Origin of the sequence: Cryobacterium inferilacus, assembly GCF_019599185.1 — a bacterium.
Taxonomy (GTDB): domain Bacteria; phylum Actinomycetota; class Actinomycetes; order Actinomycetales; family Microbacteriaceae; genus Cryobacterium; species Cryobacterium inferilacus.
The window spans coordinates 103,167-123,476 of record NZ_JAIEUL010000007.1; the positions used below are offsets into that span (position 1 = coordinate 103,167).

Consider the following 20,310-nt stretch of genomic DNA (forward strand, 5'->3'; position numbering starts at 1 on the left):
GGGCACAACGCGTGCCGCCGGGAACACCACGTGCCGCGACAACAGCGCAGCTCAGAGCACGGTGAACCCCGCGGCGAGCGGCGCCCGGCCGGTGGCGGCGCGCAGCAGCGGCGCGGCCACCCCCTGGTGCACGGCCAGGTCGGCGAGCACGTGCAGGGTCGCGGCCGCGGCGGCCGCCGGCACGGTCTGCTCGGCGGCCGGCACGCCCTGGCTCTGCAGCAGGTCGCTGGTGTGCACGGTGAGTTCCACCGTGCGCGACGGCAGGTACTCGGCAATCCGGATGCGCCCCGCCGGGGTGTCCGCCGGTTCGGTACCGCTCAGCGTGGCCACCCGGGCCAGCACCCGGGCGGCGATCGCGGCGACGGCGGCCGCCGGCTGGGCGCCCAGGGTGGCGGCGGTCTCCCGTCCGCGCTGGGCGATGATCTCCGGGGTGCCGGCGGCGAGCGCTCGAGCGAAGTACGCGGCCGGGGAGGTGACCTCCACCGGGGCGGCACTGCCGGCGGCATCCTTCTCGGCGGCCAGGTCGAGGTAGGTCTCGACGGTGGAGAGCGCGCGACTGGTGTGCCCGATGAGGTCCCGCACACTCCATTCGCCCAGGCCCACCTCGTTCCAGCCGGCCGGCTCGTCGGTGGCACGCTCGGCAATGCCGGCGGTCACCGACACGAACCACCTGGTGGCCGCGTCGAAAGCGACCACGATGTCTGTCCAGTTCCGCGGAGTCTCACTCATGCCGCCAGAGTAGCGGCACCGTGCTCCCCGGGTACAGGGCGGCCCCGTTTCCTCTCGCCGCCAGGGTCAGAACACCCGTGCGGCGATCTCGGCCGGCGCCCCCAGCAACGCCTCGATCTCGTCGTCGAGCCGCACCAGCGTCAGCGACGCCCCGGCCATGTCGAGCGAGGTGCAGTACTCGCCCACATAGCTGCGTCCCACCGTGATGCCCAGCTCGGTGAGCCGCTCGTGCGCCCGCCCGAACAGGATGTACAGCTCGCTGATCGGGGTACCGCCCAGCCCGTTGATCATCAGCGCCACCCGGTCACCGGCCACGTATGGCAGGTCGTTGACGACGGCATCCAGCATCTCGTCGGTCATCTCGTTGGCGCTGGTCAGCTTGGCGCGGCGCCGGCCGGGTTCACCGTGGATGCCAACGCCCACCTCGATCTCGTCGTCGCCGAGCTCGAACAGCGGTGAGCCCTTCGCGGGTGGCGTGCAGGAGGTGAGGGCGATACCCATGGTGCGGGTGACGCTGTCGACCTTCTCGCCGATGCGCACCAGTTCGTCCAGGTCAGCGCCCTGCTCGGCGGCTGCGCCGACGGCCTTCATCACGAAGAAGTTACCGGCCACCCCGCGCCGGCCCACCGTGTAGGTGGAGTCCTGCACGGCGACGTCATCGTCGATGAACAGGGTCTTCACGTTCACACCGTCGGCGGCGCTGAGTTCCTGCGCCATTTCGAAGGCCATCCGGTCGCCGGTGTAGTTGTTCACCAGCAGCAGCACCCCTTTGGGCGAGGCCAGCAGTTTGGTGGTCTCGTAGACGTAGTCCATCGGCGGTGCGGCGAACACGTCACCGGGGCAGGCGGCGTCGAGCATGCCCCTGCCGACCGTCATCACGTGCGCCGGCTCGTGCCCCGAGCCGGATCCCTGGATGATCGACACCCGGTCGGGGCTGGGGCTGTCGGCGCGCATGATCAGGTTGTAAGCGGGCACGTACTTCAGCGTGTCCGGGTTGGCCAGGGCGATGCCCTTGAGCATCTCGGGGACGTACTGCTTCGGATCGTTGACGAATTTCTTCATGGCTCCCTCTCTGGGCGGTGCTGGCGGTGGCGGTGCTGGCGGTGCTGAGTTGCTGGCAGTGCTGAGGTCAAGCAGTCAGTGCGGTCAGTCGGTGCGCGAGTCAGTCAGTTCGGTCAGTCGGTTCGGTCAGTCGGTGTGGCTGGACGGCCGCTCGGTCTCGACCCGGTCGGCCCACTCGGCGCTGAGCCGTTCCAGGATCACCGCGACCGCCACCGCGCCGGGGTCCGGCGAGCCGATGCTGCGCTCCCCCGTGTAACTGGCGCGGCCGCGTCGGGCCTGCAACATCGAGGTTTCGTCTGCGCTCCGCCTGGCTACCCCGGCCAGGTGCCGCAGGGTGGTGGGCGCGTCGGTACCGGCCGCCAGGTCGCTCTCCAACGCCGCCGCCACGGGAACGAGGGCGTCGAGCAGGGTCTTGTCGCCCAGATCGGAGTGGCCGCGGGTCTTGATGCCGTCGATGGCGTTGCGCAGCATGTCGAGGGCGTCCCTGCCGGTCACCTCGTCCTTGCCCTTGACGGCCATGGACGCGCGCAGGAACGCTGTTCCCCAGAGCGGCCCGGAGGTGCCCCCGATACGCCCGGAGATCACCCTGCCCACCTTCTGCAGGAACGCACTCGGGCTGGACCGGTCGTATTCGTCCCAGTCCGCGAGCACGATCTCGAACCCGCGGGCGAGTGAGTAGCCGAAGTCGCCATCGCCGACGACAGCGTCGAGGTCACCGAACTCTTTCTCGTTGTCCACGCAGGTCGAGGCGATGCTGTGCACCACGAATTCGGTGTCGGCCAGGCTGGTCATGGGGTCTCACTCTCTGTCTGGGCGGCGGCTGTCTGGGCGCCTTCTGTCTGGGCCGCTTCTGTCTGCGCCGTGCTGGCGGATGCGCCGGGTGCCGCCAGAAGGATCGCGGCCAGATCGCTCAGGCGCACGTACCCCCTCGGGCGTATTCCCAGCGGGTCGCGCAGCACCTCGGCGGCGGGGCCGGTCGCCTCCCCCAGGGAGGAGACCACGAGGGCGGCGCCGGCGAAGTCCTCTTCGGCGGTGTAACTGCTCACCGTCACCACCGTGGTCAGACCCGCGGCGAGCGCCGCCTGCAGTCCATTGGCGCTGTCCTCGATCACGAGGGTCTCTGCGGGGGTCGCACCCAGTTCCCTGAGGGCATGCAGGTAGATATCGGGGGCGGGTTTCTTGGCCGGCACGATATCGCCGGCGAACACCCGGAAGCGTTCCGCCAGCTCGGCTCCCACGGCATGCGTGAGCACTGCCCGCACCGACGCGTCGGCGGAGGTCGACGCCACGGCGAGGGTCCAGCCGGCGCGGGCGGCCTCCTCGGTGAGCCGGCGGATACCCGGCCGGCCCGGCAGGACGCCGGCGGCCACCCGTTCGGTGTAGATCGCGGTCTTGCGGGCGTGCCAGGCCCGGATGGTGTCGGCCCAGCCGGCCGGATCGCTTGGCAGACCGAGCTCCAGGGCCAGTTCGGGGGTGAGGATGCTGGTCATCCGTTCCTTACCGCCGCCGATCTTCACCTTCTCGGCGTAGTCGGCGTCGCTCCAGTGCACGGGCACCCCGAACTCGTCGAAGGTCTGGTTGAACGCCGGTAGGTGGCCGTCCCGTTCGGTGTCGGCGAGCACCCCGTCGCAGTCGAAGATCAACGCCGGCATCTCAGGCCTTCCCCGCGCTGCCGAACTGCTCGGCCAGCCCAGTGGTGAGGTTGACGATGTCGGTGCGCACCTTGGCGAACAGCGACGGCGGGTCCCACTTGTCGCGGGCCTGCGCATCCGTGAGGAAGGACAGGTTGGATTTCATGTAGGTGATCTTGAGCGCCGTGGAGATGTTCACCTTGGCGCAGCCGCGACTGATCAGATCGGTGAACTGGGCGTCGGTCATGCCACTGCCGCCGTGCAGGGCGATGGGGATGGGGTGGGCGGCGACGAGGTCGCTCACCCGCTGGAAGTCGAGCACCGGTTCCCGCTTGTAGACGCCGTGCGCGTTACCGATCGACGGCGCGAACACATCCACACCGGTGGCCTCGATAAACCTGAGTGACACCTCCAGGCTCTGTCTGGCGGCCTCGGTGTCACTGCCGACGCCGTCTTCCACACCGGTGATGGACTCGATCTCGCCCTCCACGTGGGCGCCGAAGCTGCGGGCCTGCCGCACCACCTCGATGGTCTGGCGCTGGTTCTCCTCCACCGGCAGGGTGGATGCGTCGAAGAGCACCGAGTTCCAGCCCCGCTCGAGGCACTCCGTGATCACGTCCCGGTCGGGGCAGTGGTCCAGGTGCAGCGCCACCGGCACCTCGATGCCGGCGGTCATCGCCGACCACATCGCGAACAGAACGTCTGACCCGATCGACTTGACGGTCTTCACCGACGTCTGCACGATCACCGGCGAGCGCGCTTCGACCGCCCCGGCGAGGACCGCCTCCATTGTCAGGTCGTTGACGATGTTGATCGCGGGAACGCCGTATTTCTCGGCGAACGCACGATCGACGATCTCCTTGAGAGTGCTCACGGCCATGTGCGCCTCGCTTCCTCGCGTGTTGCTGGGGACTGTAGGCGTCAACCGGGCAACGGGCAATGGGCAGCGCGCAATGCGGCAAGGGCAGCGGGCAGCGCGCCATCGCTCTCACGGCGCACCTCCACGCTCGCAGCACACCTGTGTGCTCGCGGCGCAGGGTAATGCGCGAGTTATCCCCCGCTACGAGCACCACCCTGCGCTGCGAGGGTGGGGCACGGTGGCGCGGGCGCCAGCTAAGCCAGCGCGGGTTGTTTGCTGAGCCCCGGCTCGTTCCAGGTCTTCACGATGGCCCAGCCGACGGCGGCGATGGGCACGGCGAGCACCGCACCGATGATGCCGGCCAGAACGGTACCGGCGGTCAGGGCGACGAGGATGACCAGCGGGTGCAGTTTGAGTGACTGGGCCATCACCACGGGCTGCAGGAAGTTGCCCTCCAGCTGGTTCACCAGCACCACGATGCCGACGACGATCAGCGCCACGACGAGACCGTTCGCGACCAGGGCGACGAGCGCAGCCAGGATGCCGGCCACTGTCGCACCGATCAGCGGGATGAACGACGCGAGGAAGACGATGACGGCCAGCGGCAGCGCCAGCGGCACACCGAGGATGGCGAGGCCGATGCCGATCGCCGCGGCGTCGACGAACGCCACGATGGCCGTGCCCCGCACGTAGCCGCCGAGCACGCGCACCGAGGTGGTGCCGATGCGACGGCCGCGCTGCAGGCGCTCCCCGCGGAACGGGCTGAGGAAGAACTTCCAGATGACGTCGCCGTCCTTGAGGAAGAAGAACAGGATCACGATGACCAGCACGAGACCGGTGAAGAATTCGCCGGCCGCCGCGGCTCCCGCGAGGGCGCCCGAACCGAACTGGCTGCTGGTGAGGAACTCGACGCCCTGGTCGCGGAAGTCCTCGAGCTGGGTGGCGTCGATGGCCAGCGGACCCTCGGTGAGGTAGGTGAACAGCTGGTCGATACCGTCGGAGGCGCTCGTGGCCAGCTCGCTCCACTGATTCTCCACGGCGACCACGATGAGGGTCACAATGCCACCGAAGACGATGATGGCGGTGAGGAGGGTGACCCAGGTCGCCACGATGGGCGACAGGCCACGGCGGCGCAGCCATCCGACGACCGGGCTCAGTGCGGACGCGAGGATGATGGCGATCAACACCGGGATCACCACGAGCTTCACCTGCACGAGGATGAACACGATCACGGCCACCAGCGCGAGCGCCAACAGAATCTGTGCGCTCCGCAGTCCGAGCCAGCCCAGCTTGTCGGTCAGCAGGGTGCGCAGCGTCGTCGGGGCGGATGTCTGGGGAACGGCCTGACGGGCGCCGGAGTTGTCGGGAATTCGCATGTCACCACCCTAAACAAGGATTCGGGGCAGATCCGGGTATAACGCGCAGAGATCGTGGTGAGAACGAAGCGAATTTTTGCCCTCGACGTTCATACAATACACAGGTTTTCACTCTGCGACACCCGTGAAATTCCCAGCGTCGTGGAGTGCAGTGGAGGGTGTTCCGGCGCGGTCTGTTGCCGAGAACGAACCACCGAGAAGCACCACAGAGGATGCCGTGCGCCACAAGCGCGAACCGACCGGTTCAGGTGTCAGGACAGGTATCAAGGAGGATACAAAATGGCAGGAAACAGGGCAGTTGCTTACGAGGGACCGGGCAAGGTCGACGTTATCGACATCGATTACCCCACCTTCGAGCTGAAGGACGGACCCGGCGTGAACCCGGCGAATGTCGGCCGGCAGGTTCAGCACGGTGTCATCCTGAGAACCATCACCACCAACATCTGCGGCTCGGACCAACACATGGTGCGCGGCCGCACGACCGCCCCGACCGGTCTGGTGCTCGGCCACGAGATCACCGGTGAGGTCGTGGAGGTCGGCCGCGACGTCGAATTCATCAAGGTCGGCGACATCGTGTCCGTCCCGTTCAACATCTCCTGCGGTCGCTGTCGCAACTGTAAGGAGCGCAAGACGGGCGTCTGCCTGAACGTCAACCCTGACCGTCCGGGTAGCGCATACGGCTATGTCGACATGGGGGGTTGGGTCGGCGGGCAGTCGCAGTACGTGCTGGTGCCGTACGCGGACTGGAACCTGCTGAAGTTCCCCGACCGGGAGCAGGCCCTGGAGAAGATCCTCGACCTCACCATGCTGTCGGACATCTTCCCGACCGGATTCCATGGTGCCTTCACGGCGGGGATCGGCGTGGGCTCCACGGCCTACATCGCCGGCGCCGGCCCGGTGGGCCTCGCGGCGGCGGTCTCGGCACAGCTACTCGGAGCGGCCGTCGTGATCGTCGGCGACCTCAACCCGGAGCGGCTCGAGCAGGCCCGCAGCTTCGGCTGCGAGACCGTGGACCTCACCAAGGGTGAGCCGCAGGATCAGATCGAACAGATCCTCGGTGTGCCCGAGGTGGATGCGGCGGTGGACGCCGTCGGATTCGAGGCGCACGGCCACGGAAAGGACGCCGGCAAGGAGAAGCCGGCCACCGTGCTGAACTCGCTGATGAAGGTGACCGCGGCCGGTGGAGCGCTCGGAATTCCCGGGCTCTACGTCACGGGCGACCCGGGCGCCTCCACGGAGGAGGCCAAGGTCGGATCGCTCTCGATCAGCCTGGGCACCGGCTGGGCCAAGTCGCTGTCGTTCACCACCGGGCAGTGCCCGGTGATGAAGTACAACCGGCAGCTGATGATGGCGATCCTGCACGACAAGGTGCAGATCGCCAAGGCCGTGCACGCACAGCCGATCAGCCTCGAGGATGCCCCGCGCGGGTACGCCGAGTTCGACGCCGGTGCGGCGACGAAGTACGTGCTCAACCCGAACGGCTACCTCAAGGACTGAGTGAATTCAGACCTGGCTAGCCTGTAGGCAGCGACCGGGATCGGGCGGCATCACGCGGCCCGGTCCCGGTTTGTCGCGCCGGGCGCGGGTAGCCTGATCTGGTCGCATGCCCGCGGCTCCGAGCAAAAGGACCGGCCCCGATGCCCCGCACAGACACCCCCTCCACGCCATCCGAGGCTGAACGGAGAGGCGGCTCCGGCCTGCGCTGGGATGCGATCATCGTCGCCGGCGGCAGGGCCAAGCGGCTGGGCGGCATCGACAAGACCGCCCTGGTCTGGCGGGGCCGCAGCCTGCTCGACGGCGTGGTGGCCGCGAGCACCGGCTCTCGGCGCACCTGCGTGGTCGGATCCGACGCGAACCTCCCCGCTGACGTGGTGCGCGCGGTCGAGCAGCCTCGCTGGGGCGGCCCGGCCGCGGCGATGGTGGCCGGCCTCGACGCCCTGGCCCGCGAATCCGGGGACGTCTCCCCTGGCGCAGGTTCAGCGGGCACAGGTTCGGCGGGAGCGGACTGGGTCGTCGTCCTCGCCGGCGACCTGGTGCGAGCGGACGAGGCCGTGCCATACCTGTTGGCCGAACTCGACAGGCTTCTGACCGCCGCGCAGGCCGGCGCCGCGGCCCACCGAACCATCGACGGCCTGATCAGTGTGGATGCCGGCGGCCGGCGCCAGCCGCTGCTCGCCGTCTACCGGCGTGCGGCTCTGCACTCCTCCGCGCTGCTGCGTGCGGCGGACAACCTCTCGGTGATGAGCCTGATCGGCCCGCTCAACCTCGTGGAATTGCGCCTGCCCGACGCCCTGGCCGACGACGTCGACACCCCGGCCGACGCGGCGAGGCTCGGCATTGTCCTTCCCCCTCCCTCCGCACCGCTGGGCACCCCGCAGCACGAGCGGTGACTGGCTAGCCTTGACTCAGACGACACCGTCGTCGACGATCCTCGAGGAGTCCGCTATGCCCATGATCCACACCGGCCGATCGGCCCTCTGATGGAGTGGTCGGAGGCCAGAGCCACGGTGCATCGGCTCGGCGCGGAGATGCCTCGCACCACCGAGATCGTGCCGCTCACGGACGCCGTGGGACGCACCCTTGCCGGCGCGGTGCACTCGCTGACCGCCCTGCCGAGCTTCGCGTCCTCGGCCATGGACGGCTGGGCCGTCAGCGGCGACGAGCCGTGGCTGCTCGGCGAACCGATCCTGGCCGGCGACACTCCGACGACGGCGATCCTCGCGCCGGGGACCGCGCGGCCCATCGCCACCGGCGCCTGCGTGCCCGCCGGCACCCACGGCATCCTGCGCTCTGAGAACGGTGAGCTGGTGTCTGCCGCCGGCACCGTGCCCACGCTCATCCGCGCGGCGCACACCGGGGCGCACGAGCCGGCGCCCGGCGAGCACGTGCGCGCCCGCGGCGAGGAGTGCGGACTCGACGAACGGATGCTCGAGCCCGGCTGCCTGCTCACGGCCCCGCGGGTTGCTCTGGCGGCGGTGACGGGCCACGACACCCTCACCGTGACGGCACCGCCGACCGTGGAGCTGGTGCTGCTGGGCACCGAGGTGATCGAGTCCGGCATTCCCGGCCCCGGCCAGGTGCGTGACGCGTACTCCCCCGAGTTTCCGGCCCTGCTCAGCGGTTTGGGCGTGCGGCTGAGCGCGCTGCGGCGGCTGCCCGATGACCTCGAGCAGACCATCGACGCCATCCGGTCGAGCACCGCCGCGCTGGTGATCAGCACCGGCGGCAGTGCCCGCGGCCCGGCCGACCACCTGCGCGCCTCGCTCAACGCGCTCGGCGCCACCGTGCTCATCGATGGTGTGCGGATGCGCCCCGGGCACCCCGTGATGCTCGCCCGCCTCATCGACGGCCGCCTGATGCTCTGCCTGCCCGGCAACCCGCTGGCCGCGATGCTCGTGCTGGCCAGCCTGGGTATTCCGCTGATCGACGGGATGCTCGGCCGCCCGCTGGTGCCGCTGGGCCGGGTGACCCTCGCACACGACGTCGCCAACCTCAGCGGGTCGACCCGGTTGGTGGCGTACCGGCTCACGGACGAGGGCGCGGTGCCAACGGCACGTCAGGGTTCCGGCATGTTGCGCGGGCTCGCCGAGGCCGACGGTGTTGCCGTGGTGCCGGCCGGCGGGGCGTGCTCCCCCGAACCCGTCGCCACGGTTCCGCTGCCCTGGTAGCCGGTGTGCCACACCCTTGTCGGTGACCGGGTCGGCGTGCTAAACCGAAGGGGATCGACAGAGATCGAGGCCGTGGGTCCGCTGCGTGAAGGTCAGATTCCCTGTCGACATATTCGGGAAAGAAGACAGACATGGCGACCTTCACAATCGGCTACTTCGTCGGCAGCCTGAGCAGTACCTCCATCAACCGCACCCTGGCCACGGCACTGATCGCTCTCGCCCCTGAGGAACTCGAATTCACCGAGATCCCGATCAGGAACCTGCCCCTGTACAACCCGGACTTCGACACGGACTTCCCGCCGGCCGGCCGCACTCTCAAGGCGGCCATCGACTCGTCGGACGGAATCCTCTTCGTCTCCCCGGAATACAATCGCTCAATCCCCGGCGCACTGAAGAACGCGATCGACTGGGGGTCCAGGCCGTGGGGCACCAACTCCTTCGCGCGCAAGCCCACCGGCATCATCGGCGCGTCTCCGGGCGGCATCGGCACCGCCGTCATGCAGTCGTCGATGCGCAGCGTCCTGAGCTTCCTCGATGCGCCTCAGCTGAACTCGCCAGAGGCTTACATCAGCTTTGACGCTGCCGCCTACGGTCCCAACGGCGAGGTCACCGATGAGGGCACCCGGTCATTCCTTCGCCACTACATGGAGGAATATTCGGCTTTCGTGCAGCGGGTGCTCACCGCGAACGCACCTGGACACATCGGTGACGAGGACCCCAGTTCGAGAAAGTGACGCAGGAGACCCATGAACCCCGCAAACGACACCGGCCGGCTCGACGACCTGAGCCGACGTCTGACCCAGGCGCTGCAGATTCTCGACCTCGAGGTCGACTACCCGTTGCTGCTCGGCCTGGCCGCCGAGACCACCCGAGCCGTGGGTCCGGCCGGCGGACCGATCAGCACCTTCCTGGTGGGATACGCGGCCGGTATGACGAGCACCTCCGGCAAACCGGCCACCACAGACGCCGTTCAGCGCGCCGTCGGCGTGGCCAGGCAGGCCACCCGGAAGACCGGTGACGGCGGCATCGACGACGGGTGGGCGAACACCGCCCAGTAGCCGTCGGTGCAGTAGCCGTCGGTGCAGCGCCGGCCCCCTTACGTGGTCAGCACCGCCTCGACCGTGCGCGCCGGCTCCAACCGCACGATCACCGCCTTCGACACCGGCGTATTGCTGCCCTCCGCGACGTGGTCGAGAGGTACAAGCACGTTCGCTTCCGGGTAGTACGCCGCCGCACAGCCCCGCGCGGTGGGGTAGGACACGGCCCGGAACCCGCGCAGCACCCGCTCGACGCCGTCGTCGTACACCCCGTGCACATCCACCAGCTGCTCGTCGGCCAGGCCGAGCTCGACGAGGTCGTTGGGGTTCACGAACACCACGTGCCGGCCCTTCTTGATGCCGCGGTACCTGTCGTCGTGTCCGTAGATGGTGGTGTTGAACTGATCGTGCGAGCGCAGCGTCTGCAGGATCAGCGTGCCCTCCGGTCGGTCCAGGTACTCGAGGTCGTTGACCGTGAGCATGGCCTTGCCGGTGGGTGTCGGGAAGGTGCGGGAGTCCCTCGGCCCGTTCGGCAGCAGGAACCCGCCGTCCAGGCGGATGCTGGTGTTGTAGTCCGCGCATCCGGCCACAACATGCGAAATGTGTTCCCTGATCAGGTCGTAGTTGCGCTCGAAACCAGCCCAGTCCACGTCCACGTCTGTACCGAGCACGGTTCGCGCCAGGCGACTCACGATGGCGACCTCCGAGAGCAGACCTGGCGCGACCGGCGGTACCGTGCCCCAGGACGGATGCACCGCGCAGACGGTGTCCTCCACCGACACGAACTGCACCCCGGTGGCCTGCCGGTCGATCTCGGTGCGGCCCATGGTCGGCAGGATCAGCGCCTCATCGCCCACAACCACGTGTGAACGGTTGAGCTTGGTGGACACCTGCACCGTCATCTCGGCACCGCGCATCGCGGCCTCTGCGGCCTGGGTGTCGCTGATCGCCGACACCAGGTTGCCGCCCATGGCCATGAAGAACCTGACCCGGCCATCCCGCAGCCCCTCGATGGTCTGCACCGAATCGAGCCCGTGTTCCCGGGGCGGATCGAAGCCGAACTCCCGCTGCAGGGAGTCGAGGAACGCCGGCGGCATTTGTTCCCAGATGCCCATGGTGCGGTCGCCCTGCACGTTGCTGTGGCCCCGGATCGGCGAGGCGCCGGCGCCCGGCTTGCCGATGTTGCCGCGCAAGAGCAGTAGGTTGATGATCTCCTTGATGGTGGCCACCCCCTTCTTCTGCTGGGTCAGCCCCATCGCCCAGGTGATGATCACCTTCTCCGCGCGGAGGTAACGCTCGGCCAGCTCATCGATCTCGACGGCGCTCAGCCCGGTCGCGGCGCGCACGGCTGCCTCATCGACCTGAGCCAGGTGCGCGCTGAGTTCCTCCAACCCGTGGCAGTGCTCGGCCAGGAAGTCGTGATCGAGAACGGTACCCGGGTTCGCGGCCTCGGCGGCGAGCACCCGCTTGGACACCGCCTGCAGCAGCGCCATGTCGCCCCCCAGCCGGATCTGCAGGAACTGGTCGGCCATGTCCGTGCCTCGCCCGACGATGCCCTTCACCCGCTGTGGGTTCTTGTACCGCTTCAGTCCGGCCTCCGGCATGGGATTGACCGCGACGATCTCGGCACCGTTCTCCTTGGCCTCTTCCAGGGCCGTCAGCATCCGCGGGTGGTTGGTGCCCGGGTTCTGTCCCATCACGATGATGAGGTCGGCCTGGCCGAAGTCGTCGTAGGTGATGGTGGCCTTGCCGATGCCGATGGTCTGCCCCATCGCCCATCCCGACGATTCGTGGCACATATTGGAGCAGTCCGGCAGGTTGTTGGTGCCGTAGGCACGCACGAACAGTTGGTACGCGAACGCGGCCTCGTTGGAGGTGCGGCCGCTGGTGTAGAAGGCGGCCTGGTCGGGTGAGTCCAGGGAGTTGAGCTTGTCTGCGATCACCCGGAACGCATCCGCCCAGCTCACCGGACGGTAGTAGTCGTCTCCGGCGGCCTTGTAGACGGGTTCGGTGAGACGGCCCTGCATGCCCAGCCAGTAATCGGTGCGTTCCTGCAGGTCGCTCAGCGGATGCTCGGCCCAGAATTCCCTGCCGATGGTGATGGGCGTGGCCTCCCAGGTGACCGCCTTGGCGCCGTTCTCGCAGAATTCGAAGGTCTTGCGGTGGGTGGGGTCCGGCCAGGCGCAACTCATGCAGTCGAAGCCGTCCTTCTGGTTCATCGCCAGCAGGGTCTTGCGGGTGCGGCTGAACCCCATCCCTTCGAGGGCCGGGATGGTGGAGTGCAGCACCCCCGGGAGCCCAGCGGCCCAGGATTTCGGAGAGCCGACCTCGAGCGAGGATTCACCGACCTCATCGGTGTCATCCAGGTGCACCGGACTGGCGTTGTGCTCCGCCGGGTTGGTGGTGGGCTTCTTGGGCGTCATCGTGGGCATCCCTTCGCAGTGGGAGTCCGGCGCTGACGCACCGGCCCCCGGAAACACTGGAGTTACCCTCTCAGAGCTATCAGCATCCGCTGCCCACGGCAAGGACCAGGCAACGTTCAGGGCACACTCCGGGGCGAGAGCCGCTCGGCCCGGCTCGCCGCGCCGACTTGCGCCAAAGCAACCCCTCCAGCGGGCTGAAGGGGCGTTGTGCGGCAAGTGGGCGGTGCGGGCTGCACCGACTTGCCTCGAACAGCCCCTTCGGATGCGCCAAAGGGGTGCTTTTTCGGCAACTCGGCGGATGGCGGCTCAGCGGAGGGCGGCTCAGCGGAGGGCGGCTCAGCGGAGGGCGGCTCAGCGGAGGGCGGCTCAGCGGAGGGCGGCTCGGGCAGGTGCAGGCTCGGGCTCAGGCGACCGGCTGGGCGGCGACGCGTTCCAGGACCTCCCCGATCCGACCCTTGCAACCCCCGCACCCGGTGCCGGCCCTGGTCGCCGATCCGATGCAGGCGACGGTGTCGTTGCCAGCGTGCGCCGAGGCGGTGATCGCCTCCACCGTCACGCCGTTGCACCAGCACACGGTGGACTCCGGCGCGAAGGCGTCGCCCGCGCTCGCCGGGTCGTAGTCAGGGCCGTCGAACCGAAGCAGCACCGACCGGTCGGCGGGCAGCTCACTGCCGCGCTCGAACAACAGGGTGAGCTCGGCACCGGTGCGGGGCATACCCACGCAGACGAAGCCGGTGAGAATTCCGCCGCGGGTGACCATCTTCACGTAGCGGCCGTGCTCCGGGACGGCCCACTGCGCCACGGCCAGCGGAGCGGGGGCGCCGGTGCCGCAGCCGTGCGCGTGCGCGGAGTCGTCGACGTCGAACGGGTCCGCGGCGGTGTCCCCGGCCGCGACCACGTCGATGCCCTCGGCTTTGAGCATCACCACGGATGCGCCGGGTCCGGCCGCGACGTTCGGCGCCTGGATCGACGCCACGGGTGCCGGGCCGGCCGGCGTAACACCCGCGGCGACCGACTCGACGAGAGCAGCCGACGCGGGGCTCGCGGTGGCCGTTCCGGCGACGCCCGCCCGGATCTCGGCGCTGAACCGGGCCGCGAGGCTGTCGGCCTGGCGCCAGCCGGGTCCGATCAGTCCGCTCGGACCGCCGGCCGGCGCCATCCGGGCCCCGTTCCAGGCGGCCCCGAGGTCGGCGTCGGCGGGCCGGGCGGCCACGTGCGCGCAGTCCCCGATGGCGTGGATGGCCGTATCCGCCCAGCTCTGCAACGACTCATCGACCAGGATGCCGGTGGACACGGGCAGCCCCGCCAGGTGAGCGAGTTCGGTGCGGGCCCCCACACCGCAGGAGAGCAGCAGCAGGTCGCCGCTGATCTGCTTGCCGTCGGCGCAGATGAGCGCCTCGAACCGCTCCACGCCGTCGTCGTCGTGCTGGAACAGCACGCTCTCGGCCCTGGCGTGGTTGACCATGGTGACGCCGGCGCGCCGGGCGGCGCGGGTGAGCACCGAGCCGCCGCCGCGGTCGAGATTGCGGTTCATCGGGATCTCGCCGTGATAAACCACGCACACCTGGGCGCCGCCCGCCGCGGCGGCGAGGGCGATCTCCATGCCCAGCACCCCGGCGCCGAGCACCACGATGCGCCGGCCGGCCTGCACGGCGGCGAGCACCACGGCCGCGTCGGCGAGGTCACGGAGAGCGCTGACCCCGCGGGGCAGCGGCGCATCCGCCCAGTCCAGAGCCGCGGCGTCGAGGCCGGCGGCATCCGTACCGGGTTTCATCACGGCCCGCCGCACCCGCTTGACACCGTCGAGGGTGGGCACGTTGGCGCGGGCGCCGGTGGCCAGCACCAGCCGGTCGTATGGCAGGGTGCTGCCGTCGCTGAGGCTGACGGTGCGGATGGTGCGGTTCACCGATGTCACGGTGGTGCCGGTGAGGATGCGCGCCCCGGCCGCCATGGCCCGGCCGCCGTCGGTGAGGTCGAGGGTGTCGCGGTCGGTGTGGCCCACCGCGTAGTCGGCCAGCAGCACCCGGTTGTAGGCGTGCACGGCCTCGGCGCCGACGACGGTGAGTTCGGCCAGGCCGGCCTCCACCAGCGGAAGGATCTCGTCGACGAACCGGGCGCCGACCGGTCCGTAGCCGACCACGACGATGCGTTCGGGAGCGGCGGGGCGCCCAGGTGACGTCGGGCCAGATGAAGTCAGCTCAGGCATCCGCCATCACCCTTTCGTGGTCGGTGGCCGGCCGGCCTGGCGCCGCAATCGCCCGCACCCGCACGGCCGTGCGCTTGAACTCCGGCATGCCGGAGATCGGGTCGGTGGCCGCCGCGGTGAGCAGGTTGGCGCGCTGGTCGGCTGGAAAGTGGAACGGCAGGAAAACCGTGTCGGGTCGGATGTCGGTGCTGAGTTGCGCGCGGCACCGCACGACGCCGCGTTCGTTGGTCAGCTCGACCCAGCCGCCGTCGATCACGCCCAGGCCCACTGCCGTGGCCGGGTGCACCTGCATCCGGGCCTCCGGCTGGGCGCCGGAGAGCTCCGGCACCCGCCGGGTCTGCGCACCGGACTGGTAGTGCTCGAGCAGGCGGCCGGTGATCAGGGTGAGCGCGCCCTGCGTCTGGGCGGGCGCCGGCACGGCGCGGGGTGTGACGGCGACGATGCGGGCCCGGCCGTCGTCATGGGCGAACCGGTCCAGGAACAACCGTGGGGTGCCCGTGGACCCGACCGGGTACGGCCAGTAGGCCGGCTCCCCCGTGTCCAGCAGCGCGTAGTCGAGGCCGGAGTAGTCGGCGACACCTCCCGCGGACGCCCGGCAGAGCTCATCGAAGACCTCGCCGGGCTCGGCGCTGTACACCCCGGGCGCGTCCAGGCGGCGGGCCAGCTCCTGGAAGATCCACAGTTCGCTCCGCACCCCGGCGGGCGGGTCGATCGCCCGCCGGCGACGGATGACACGACCCTCGAGCGAGGTCATGGTGCCCTCCTCCTCGGCCCACTGGGTGACCGGCAGCACCACATCGGCCAGCGCCGCGGTCTCAGAGAAGAAGAAATCGCAGACCACGAGGAAATCAAGGTTCTTCAGGCCCCGGCGCACACTGTCGGCGTCCGGCGCGGAGACCACGACGTTCGCGCCGTGCACGAGCAGGGTACGGATGCCGCCCGGCCGGCCGAGCGCGCCGAGCAGTTCGACGGCGGGGATTCCCGCACCGGGAATGACCGCCGGGTCGACGCCCCACACGCCGGCGACGTGGGCGCGGGCGGCGGGGTCGGTGATCTTGCGGTAGCCGGGCAGCTGGTCGCACTTCTGGCCGTGTTCGCGGCCGCCCTGCCCGTTGCCCTGACCGGTGAGGGTGCCATAGCCGGAGTGCGTCGTGCCGACCAGGCCGAGCACCAGGGCCAGGTTGATCGCGGCAGTGGCGGTGTCGGTGCCGTCGACGTGTTGTTCGACGCCCCGACCGGTGAGGATGTAGCTGCCCCGGCCCGCGGCCAGCCGCCTGGCCAGCTCACGCAGCTGCCAGACCGGCACGCCGGTGTGCTCCTGCACCCGGTGCGGGTACCAGCCGGCCACGCTGAGTCGCAGTTGGGTGAGGCCGGTCGTGCGCCGGGCCAGGTAGTCGGTGTCGGCCAGGCGTTCGGCGAGCACCAGATGGGTGAGGCCGAGCAGCAGCACCAGGTCGGTACCGGGCGCTGGCTGCACGTGCATCCCGGCGCCGTCGTCGGTGAGGCGGGCGGTGGCGGTGCGGCGAGGGTCGACCACGATCAGGCCGCCGGCCTGCCGGGCGCCGTCGAGGTGACCGATGAACGGTGGCATGGTCTGGGCCACATTACTGCCGAGCATCAGGATGGTGTCGGCCGCGTCGAGGTCTTCGACCCGGAACGGCAGGCCCCGGTCGAGGCCGAACGCCCGGTTGCCCGCGGCGGCGGCGCTGGACATGCAGAACCGGCCGTTGTAGTCGATGCGGGAGGAACCGAGGGCCAGCCGGGTGAACTTGCCCAGCTGGTAGGCCTTCTCGTTGGTGAGCCCGCCGCCACCGAAGACACCCACCGAGTCTGCACCGTGCTCGGCACGGCCGGCCAGGAGCTTCTCGGCGACGAGGTCCAGAGCCTCGGCCCACGAGACCGGTGCGAAGCTGCCGTCTGGCCGGCGCCGCATGGGTTCGCGGATGCGATCGGCCGAGTCGAGCAGCTCCGCCGCCGTCCAGCCCTTCTTGCAGAGCCCACCGCGGTTGGTGGGAAAGGCTCGGCCGGCGATGCTGACCGGCAGGCTGATCGCATCCGTCGGGCGACCGGGAGTGGCAGCCGGCGTGAGCGTCATCGCGCACTGCAGAGCGCAGTACGGGCAGTGCGTGTCGACGGGGTTCACGGTGGTGCCTTTCGTATCGCTGGTCGAGCTTGTCGAGACCCGCTGATCGAGCTTGTCGAGATCCGGTGAGGGGTTCACTTCGACAAGCTCAGTGCAAGTCGACAAGCTCAACCAGCGGATGGTGACGAGCGGGTTGGACTAGATACGGTGACCGGCGACGGAGGACCCGCGGCGGAGGTAGACGAAAGCGGTGACGGCCATCATCACGACGTAGGCGCCCGCGAAGGCGTAGATCGCGCTGGAGTAGTCGCCGGTGGAGGTCTTCGAGAAGCCGAGCACCTGCGGGATGACGAACCCACCGTAGGCGCCGATCGCGGAGATCAGGCCGAGAGCGGCGGCGGTCTTGCGCTGCGTGCCGACGTCGCCGGAGTCCGTGTGCGCATTCGCCACCCCGCTCCTGGCGGCGAAGACACTGGGGATCATGCGGTAGGTGGAGCCGTTGCCGACGCCGGTGGCCACGAAGATCAGCAGGAAGGTGACCAGGAACAGCCAGAAGTTGCCCAGTGGCAGCACCAGGTTCACCAGTACGGCACCGGCAGCCATCACGCCGAAGGCCACGACGGTGACGAGAGCACCACCGAAGCGGTCGGCGAGGCGACCGCCGAACGGGCGGGCCAGGGAACCGGTGAGGGCACCGAGGAAGGCGAGCGACAGCGAAGCGGACACCACCTGGAACGAGGAGTAGTCGGGGAACTGGTCGGCGATGAGCTTGGGGAAGACGCTGGCGAAGCCGATGAACGAGCCGAAGGTGCCAATGTAGAGGAACGCCATGATCCACAGGTGCGGTTCCTTCACGGCGGCGATCGAGCCGGCGAAGTCGGCCTTGGCGTTGGAGAGGTTGTCCATGTACTTCCAGGCGCCGAACATGGCGAGCAGGATGAACGGCACCCAGAAGAACCCGGCCAGCGGCAGGTTGAGCGTGCCGAGGGCGCCGAGGGTGATCACGATCGGCACGACCAGCTGGGCCACTGCCGCGCCGAGGTTGCCGCCGGCGGCGTTGAGGCCGAGCGCGTACCCCTTCTGGCTCTGCGGGTAGAAGTAGGTGATGTTCGACATCGAGCTGGCGAAGTTGCCACCGCCGAGTCCGGCGAGCGCGGCGATGAGGAGCATCACCGGGAACGGGGTGTCCGGGTTGCCGACCGCGAAGCCCAGGGCGATCGACGGGATCAGCAACAGGCCGGCGGAGATGATGGTCCAGTTGCGGCCGCCGAACTTGGGCACCAGGAAGGTGTACGGGAACCGCATGGTGGCACCCACGAGCGTGGGGATGGAGATGAGCCAGAAGATCTGGCCGATGTCGAAGGTGAACCCGGCGTTCGGCAGCTGCACCACCACGATGCTCCAGAGCTGCCAGATCACGAAGCCGAGGAACTCGGCGAAGATCGACCACTTGAGGTTGCGGGAGGCGATGACCTTGCCGCCGTTGGCCCACTGCGTCGGGTTCTCGGCGTTCCAGTTGTCGATCCACCGGCCGGGGCGGTGGACGAGCTCGGCAGACGCGGCGGGAGCCGTGGTCGTTGCCTCCATGCTGAGAGAGGGCGGGGCGCTGGTCGGGGTCATCAGGTTCTCCTCAAGAATGTGGTGCCGGGGTGTGGTGCCGAGGTGGTGGTACCGGACGTGCTGCGGTCCGTGTGTCTTCGACGCTACGCATCCGGTGTTTCGGCGGAACGCTGGCGCAGTTACCTTCTGGTCACCGTGTTGTCACCTCAGGCGACTGCCCCTGATAGGCCGCTGTTACATGTCGGACACATGAGCGCGTCGCCCCCGCGGGGGTGCATAACTCCTGCTGGATTCTCGGCCGGCCCGGTCAACCGGCAGATCCAGGGCCTGATTCGAAAAATTGCAGGAGTTATGCGCGCGGGCGGGTCGCGTCGAGGGGTCAGGGGCGGGGGCTGAACGACCAGGGCAGGCCGGCGAGCGCCTGCTCCAGCCGGGCCGTCGACGAGTAGAGGTCGAGCACCACGTCGACGAGCAGTCGCGGCGGGGCCTCACCGTCCACCAGCAGCGGGCGGCTCACGGCATCCGCACCGCAGTTCTCGGCCAGGCCGGCGAAGTAGCCGGGGGCCAGCAGGTAGGTGGCCACGACGACGCGCACCGGTGCGCCGGCGCGAGCCGTGCTGACGGCATCGGCCAGGCGCGGCTCGGCGGCGGAGATGAACCCCACCCTCACCGGCCGGCCGAGCACCGCGGCGAGTTGGGCACCCGTGGTGTGGCAGTCGGTGACGGCGTTCGCGTCGGTGGACCCGGCGGCGGCGAGCACCACGGTGTCGTCTGGCCGCAGGTCGAGTTCGTGCAGGCGGTCGGCGAGGATGCGCGCCAGGCGCGGGTCGGGGCCGAGCGCCCCGGTCACCCGCACCGGCTGGCTGGCCTCCGCGGCGGCCTCGGCGAGGTCGACCCGCACGTGGTACCCCGCCGAGAGCAGCAGAGGCACGATCACGACGGGCCGCCCGGCAGACTCGGCGGACTCCGCAGAGCCGGCGGACTCGGCCGCGCCGGCAGAGCCGTCGGCGATGCCGCTGAGGCAGGTGGGCACATCCGGGCTCTGCACGTCGACGTAGCCGCCCACCACGGTGAGGTGCGGGGCCGCGGCGGTCACGGCGTCGACCAGCGCCACGACCGCGCGCTGCCCGGCCGGGTCGCTGGTGCCGTGTGAGGTCGCCAGCAGCACCGGGGCGACGACGGGGGAAACCGTGCGCACAGGCGCCGTGCGGGTGGGAACCGTGATCATGCGGCCACGAACTCCACGTCGGCGCCCCTGGCGGCCGGCTCGCTCGCCTCGACCTGCTCGCGCACCTGGATCTGCACGGTGCCGTGGTCGATGCGCACCGGGAAGGTGCGCAGGCTGTAGTCGGCCGACGTGAAGCATTCGCCGGTCTCGAGGTCGTAGATCTGCTTGTGCAGGGGCGATGCGAGCGTGGGACGGGCGCCACGCGAACCGACTATGCCGCGGCTCATCACGTACGAGCCCGTGGCCGGGTCCTGGTTGGAGACGGCGTAGAGGCTGCCGTCGGGCAGTAGAACCAGCGCGACCTGCACGCCGTCGATGAGAGCGGCCTCGCCCCACAGCGGTTCGAGCCGGTCCAGGGCGCACACGCTGGTCCAGTCCGCCGGGGCGCCGCCGGAGTCGTGCGAGTGGGTGGGTGTGTGCACGGGTTCCTCCAGTGTGTGGCGATGAC

The 20,310-nt window shown here is 69.6% G+C and carries 17 protein-coding genes; 5 read left to right on the top strand and 12 right to left on the bottom strand.

Annotated elements, in window-relative coordinates; all coding sequences use genetic code 11:
- Positions 1–51 precede the first annotated feature (51 nt).
- From K2F54_RS08380 to K2F54_RS08405, 6 genes are all read right to left on the bottom strand, one after another.
- On the bottom strand, positions 52–729 hold the full coding sequence (locus K2F54_RS08380) for a maleylpyruvate isomerase N-terminal domain-containing protein (RefSeq protein WP_220605415.1): 678 nt from the start codon (positions 727–729) through the stop codon (positions 52–54).
- Between the two features lie 66 nt (positions 730–795).
- Positions 796–1,791 (bottom strand): dihydroxyacetone kinase subunit DhaK, encoded by a 996-nt coding sequence (dhaK, locus tag K2F54_RS08385; RefSeq protein ID WP_220605416.1) that lies wholly within the window; start codon positions 1,789–1,791, stop codon positions 796–798.
- A 126-nt stretch (positions 1,792–1,917) separates the two neighbouring features.
- On the bottom strand, positions 1,918–2,583 hold the full coding sequence (dhaL, locus tag K2F54_RS08390; protein ID WP_220605417.1) for a dihydroxyacetone kinase subunit DhaL: 666 nt from the start codon (positions 2,581–2,583) through the stop codon (positions 1,918–1,920).
- The gene (locus K2F54_RS08395; protein WP_220605418.1) at positions 2,580–3,443 is read right to left on the bottom strand and encodes an HAD-IA family hydrolase; all 864 of its coding nucleotides are present in this window, start codon (positions 3,441–3,443) and stop codon (positions 2,580–2,582) included. Before K2F54_RS08395 ends, dhaL begins: the two co-directional genes overlap by 4 nt.
- Before the next feature lies 1 nt (position 3,444).
- Complete coding sequence (locus K2F54_RS08400; RefSeq protein ID WP_220605419.1) at positions 3,445–4,302, bottom strand: class II fructose-bisphosphate aldolase; 858 nt, start codon at positions 4,300–4,302, stop codon at positions 3,445–3,447.
- A 233-nt stretch (positions 4,303–4,535) separates the two neighbouring features.
- Positions 4,536–5,657, bottom strand: coding sequence for an AI-2E family transporter (locus K2F54_RS08405; protein ID WP_220605420.1), 1,122 nt, complete (start codon positions 5,655–5,657; stop codon positions 4,536–4,538).
- A gap of 279 nt (positions 5,658–5,936) precedes the next feature.
- On the opposite strand from K2F54_RS08405, the gene fdhA reads away from it, so the two are divergent.
- From fdhA to K2F54_RS08430, 5 genes are all read left to right on the top strand, one after another.
- Positions 5,937–7,154, top strand: a complete 1,218-nt coding sequence (gene fdhA / locus K2F54_RS08410; protein ID WP_220605421.1) for a formaldehyde dehydrogenase, glutathione-independent — start codon at positions 5,937–5,939, stop codon at positions 7,152–7,154.
- A gap of 140 nt (positions 7,155–7,294) precedes the next feature.
- A complete protein-coding gene (gene mobA / locus K2F54_RS08415) occupies positions 7,295–8,047 on the top strand; it encodes a molybdenum cofactor guanylyltransferase (protein ID WP_220605422.1) in 753 nt (250 codons plus the stop codon).
- 90 nt (positions 8,048–8,137) lie between these two features.
- The gene (locus K2F54_RS08420; protein ID WP_220605423.1) at positions 8,138–9,325 is read left to right on the top strand and encodes a molybdopterin molybdotransferase MoeA; all 1,188 of its coding nucleotides are present in this window, start codon (positions 8,138–8,140) and stop codon (positions 9,323–9,325) included.
- Positions 9,326–9,456: 131 nt separating this feature from the next.
- On the top strand, positions 9,457–10,059 hold the full coding sequence (locus tag K2F54_RS08425; protein WP_220605424.1) for an NADPH-dependent FMN reductase: 603 nt from the start codon (positions 9,457–9,459) through the stop codon (positions 10,057–10,059).
- Between the two features lie 12 nt (positions 10,060–10,071).
- Positions 10,072–10,383 (top strand): DUF6457 domain-containing protein, encoded by a 312-nt coding sequence (locus K2F54_RS08430; RefSeq protein ID WP_220605425.1) that lies wholly within the window; start codon positions 10,072–10,074, stop codon positions 10,381–10,383.
- A gap of 38 nt (positions 10,384–10,421) precedes the next feature.
- Here the strand turns inward: K2F54_RS08430 and K2F54_RS08435 are convergent, their stop codons facing one another.
- From K2F54_RS08435 to nirD, 6 genes are all read right to left on the bottom strand, one after another.
- Positions 10,422–12,785, bottom strand: coding sequence for an FdhF/YdeP family oxidoreductase (locus K2F54_RS08435; RefSeq protein WP_220605426.1), 2,364 nt, complete (start codon positions 12,783–12,785; stop codon positions 10,422–10,424).
- 403 nt (positions 12,786–13,188) lie between these two features.
- Positions 13,189–14,991 (bottom strand): FAD-dependent oxidoreductase, encoded by a 1,803-nt coding sequence (locus K2F54_RS08440; RefSeq protein WP_220605427.1) that lies wholly within the window; start codon positions 14,989–14,991, stop codon positions 13,189–13,191.
- Entirely contained in the window at positions 14,984–17,134 is a 2,151-nt protein-coding gene (locus tag K2F54_RS08445) for a molybdopterin oxidoreductase family protein (protein WP_220605471.1), read from the bottom strand. Before K2F54_RS08445 ends, K2F54_RS08440 begins: the two co-directional genes overlap by 8 nt.
- A 138-nt stretch (positions 17,135–17,272) precedes the next feature.
- Positions 17,273–18,694, bottom strand: coding sequence for an MFS transporter (locus K2F54_RS08450; RefSeq protein ID WP_220605428.1), 1,422 nt, complete (start codon positions 18,692–18,694; stop codon positions 17,273–17,275).
- Positions 18,695–19,013: 319 nt separating this feature from the next.
- Positions 19,014–19,862 carry a sirohydrochlorin chelatase gene (locus K2F54_RS08455; RefSeq protein ID WP_220605429.1) on the bottom strand — a complete coding sequence of 283 codons (849 nt, stop codon included), beginning with the start codon at positions 19,860–19,862 and terminating at the stop codon, positions 19,014–19,016.
- Positions 19,859–20,284, bottom strand: a complete 426-nt coding sequence (gene nirD, locus K2F54_RS08460) for a nitrite reductase small subunit NirD (RefSeq protein ID WP_220605430.1) — start codon at positions 20,282–20,284, stop codon at positions 19,859–19,861. Before nirD ends, K2F54_RS08455 begins: the two co-directional genes overlap by 4 nt.
- Positions 20,285–20,310 lie beyond the last annotated feature (26 nt).